At 63.4% G+C, this 3,055-nt stretch carries 2 protein-coding genes and 1 pseudogene; 2 read left to right on the top strand and 1 reads right to left on the bottom strand.

Features of this window, described 5'->3' with window-relative positions:
- Positions 1-55: 55 nt before the first annotated feature.
- A pseudogene (locus JHD07_RS29330) lies at positions 56-379 on the top strand (hypothetical protein); the annotation flags it as partial.
- A 213-nt stretch (positions 380-592) separates the two neighbouring features.
- On the opposite strand, the gene JHD07_RS29325 reads toward JHD07_RS29330, so the two are convergent.
- Positions 593-1,684, bottom strand: a complete 1,092-nt coding sequence (locus JHD07_RS29325; protein WP_291628495.1) for an ABC transporter substrate-binding protein — start codon at positions 1,682-1,684, stop codon at positions 593-595.
- A gap of 290 nt (positions 1,685-1,974) precedes the next feature.
- Here JHD07_RS29325 and JHD07_RS29320 point away from each other — a divergent pair.
- The coding region (locus JHD07_RS29320) for an NAD-dependent epimerase/dehydratase family protein (protein WP_291628493.1) at positions 1,975-3,055 on the top strand (1,081 nt) is incomplete at its 3' end.

Raw genomic sequence — 3,055 nt, 5'->3', positions numbered from 1 at the left:
CAGGTGGGGGAGTTTCAAGTGACCATACCCGGGGGATTTTGACCGACCCACGGGGGCGCAGGTCGAGGAGATCGCCAGGAAGCACGGCTTTGCCAGCTACGACGACTACGAAAACGTCATCGACAACATCAGCCTCGTGCTCGGCGGATTCGATCCCGCGACCAAGAAATATGTCGGCCCGGAAGCCGTCATCAAGGCGCAGATCGCGCAGATCCAGGCCGACAAGAAAATGCCCGCCAAGGACAAAAAGGAAGCGCTCGATGAGCTCAATGAGGCGCTGAAGACGCCGGCGCTCGAGGTCGAGCACAAGAGCAACATCGATCTCGTCGCCCGGTATTACGACAAGCTGATTGCGGCGCTCGGTGATGACGAGAATTGAGGACGTCGATCTTCGTGTCCCGGATGCGCTGCAGCGTGTAACGCTGCTGCGCAGAGCCGGAACCCAGAGAGCCGCGAATTCTAGCATGGCCCCGGCTCTGCAGCGCACCGCCAGACGATGCTGCGCTGCGTCCGGGGCACGAGCATTCTGCCCTCAAACAAGAAAGCCCCGGAGACATCTCCGGGGCTTTCGTCGTTTCGTCGCTCGATGGGGCTACGTCCTCGTCCGCATCCGCATCATGAAGGTGTCGAAGCTGAGCTCGGCCACCTGCATCCACGCGAGTGACTCGCTGCGGAAGGCAGTGAGGCTCGCATACATCTTGCCGAAATGCGGGTTGCTCTTGGCGAGATCGGCGTAGATCTCGTTGGCTGCGCCATAGCAGGCTTCGAGCACTTCCTGCGGGAACGGCTTCAGGATCGCGCCTGATGCCATCAGCCGCTTCAGCGCGGGCGGGTTCACCGCATCGTACTTGCCCGTCACCCAGGTGAAGGTGTCCAGCGATGCCGTGCTGATGGCGGCCTGGTAGTACTTCGGCAGCGCGTTCCACTTCTCGAGGTTCATGATGTTGTGGCCTTGACCGGTGCCTTCCCACCAGCCGGGATAATAATAGTACTTCGCGACCTTGACGAAGCCGAGCTTCTCGTCGTCATACGGTCCAACCCACTCGGCGGCGTCGATCGTGCCCTTCTCCAGCGCGGGATAGATGTCGCCGGCCGCGATCTGTTGCGGCACGCCGCCCAGCTTGGAGATGATGGTGCCGGCGAAACCGCCGACGCGGAATTTCAGGCCCTTGAGATCATCGACAGTCTTGATCTCCTTGCGGAACCAGCCGCCCATCTGGGCTCCGGTCGAGCCCGTGGGGACGCCGATCGCCTTGTGCTCCTTCAGCAGATCGTTCAGCATCTCCTGACCGCCGCCCCATATCAGCCAGGAAATATGCTGGCGCGTATTGAGGCCGAAGGGCAGCGATGTCCCGAAGGTGAAGGCCGGATTCTTGCCCCAGTAATAGTAGAGCGCGGTATTGCCCATCTCGACCGTGCCGTTCGACACCGCGTCGAGCACTTGAAGGCCCGGGACGATTTCGCCGGCTGCGAAGGGCTGGATCTGGAATTTGTTGTCGGTGATCTCCGCGACTCGCTTGCAGAAATACTCGCAGCCGCCGTAGAGCGTATCCAGCGATTTCGGCCAGCTCGCCGCCAGCCGCCATTTCACCTCTGGCATAGACTGCGCGACAGCCGGCGAAGCAACCGCTGCGCTTGCAGCAAGGCCTGCGCCCGTTACCTTGAGAAATTCACGACGTTTCATGCGTACCCTCCATTGTGCCGATGCTTCGACCCGGGGAACGATCTTGCTGTCGTCTTGTCTTCGCCGAGGCTCGATGTTGTTTGCTTGAGGCTTGCTAGCGTTTCCGAACGGCCCTGACGGGCTCTTTTTGTTGGAAGTCCGATCGTTGCGGTTCCGCCGGCGAGGATGACCGGTCGTCCTGCGATAATCAAGCCTCATGGCCTGCTCGCAAGTGCGAACGCCGGCCAGACGCAAGTCGGCCCCGTCCGCAACCTGCTAGCGGATTGGGCAACGAGAAGGGGACACCGTACATGGCTGGCAAGAAGGTCGTGGTCGCCGGCGCAACCGGTCTGGTCGGCAACGCTGCGTTGCGACACTTCTGCGCGTCCGATCGCTGCGAGGTTGTGGCGTTGTCGCGGCGCAAGCCGCGCGATCTTCATGGTGCGCGCCACGTGCCGGTCGATCTCACCAGCGACGCCGATTGCCGCCGTGCGGCGGCGGAGCTGAACGGCGCCACCCATCTGGTTTACGCCGCGCTCTACGAGGCGCCGCAACTCGTCGACGGCTGGCGCGACGCGCAGCAGATCAGGATCAACGATCAGATGCTGCGCAATCTGATGGGCGTGCTCGAGCCGGCCGCGCCGGAGCTCAGGCACGTCGCGCTGCTGCAGGGCACGAAGGCCTACGGGGTCCACGTCCGCCCGCTGACGGTGCCGGCACGCGAAGGCCGCTCCGAAATGTACGAGCAGCCGAATTTCTACTGGGCGCAGGAAGATTTCCTGCGCAAACTCCAAGCCGGCAAGGCGTGGCATTGGACCATTCTGCGCCCGGTGCTGATCGTCGGGCTCGCCATGGGCGGCGCCATGGACCTGATCCCGCCGCTGGGCGTCTACGCTGCGATGCTGCGCGAGCAGGGGCGACCGCTCGATTATCCTGGCGGCGCCCCGCGGGTGTCGCAGGCCGTCGACGTCGATCTCCTCGCCCGCGCAATCGCCTGGTCAGGCGAGGCCAAGGTGGCTCAAAACGAAGCCTTCAACGTCACCAATGGCGACGTCTTCACCTGGGAGAACATCTGGCCCGCGGTCGCGGACGCGCTCGAGATGAAGCCCGGCAAGGCCGTGCCGCTGTCGCTGGCGAAAGCCTCGGCCGATTGGGCCGAACCCTGGGACGCGATCCGGCACAAGCGCAATCTCGTCTCGCCCGGCCTCGCCGACTTCGTCGGCCTCTCGTTCCAATACGCCGACTACAGCATGCGCTACGGTCAGACCGAGTCCGGCCCACCGTCGATCGTGTCCACCGTGAAGATCAACCGCGCCGGCTTCACCGAGATGATGGACACCGAGGACATGTTCCGGAAGTGGTTCCGGCAGGCAAAGGCGGAGCGCCTGCTGC

The sequence above is a fragment of the Bradyrhizobium sp. genome (assembly GCF_016462955.1).
Taxonomy (GTDB): Bacteria; Pseudomonadota; Alphaproteobacteria; order Rhizobiales; family Xanthobacteraceae; genus Bradyrhizobium.
The sequence above is the reverse complement of the archived record's forward strand: the minus strand, read 5'-3'. Positions and strand labels throughout refer to the sequence as shown.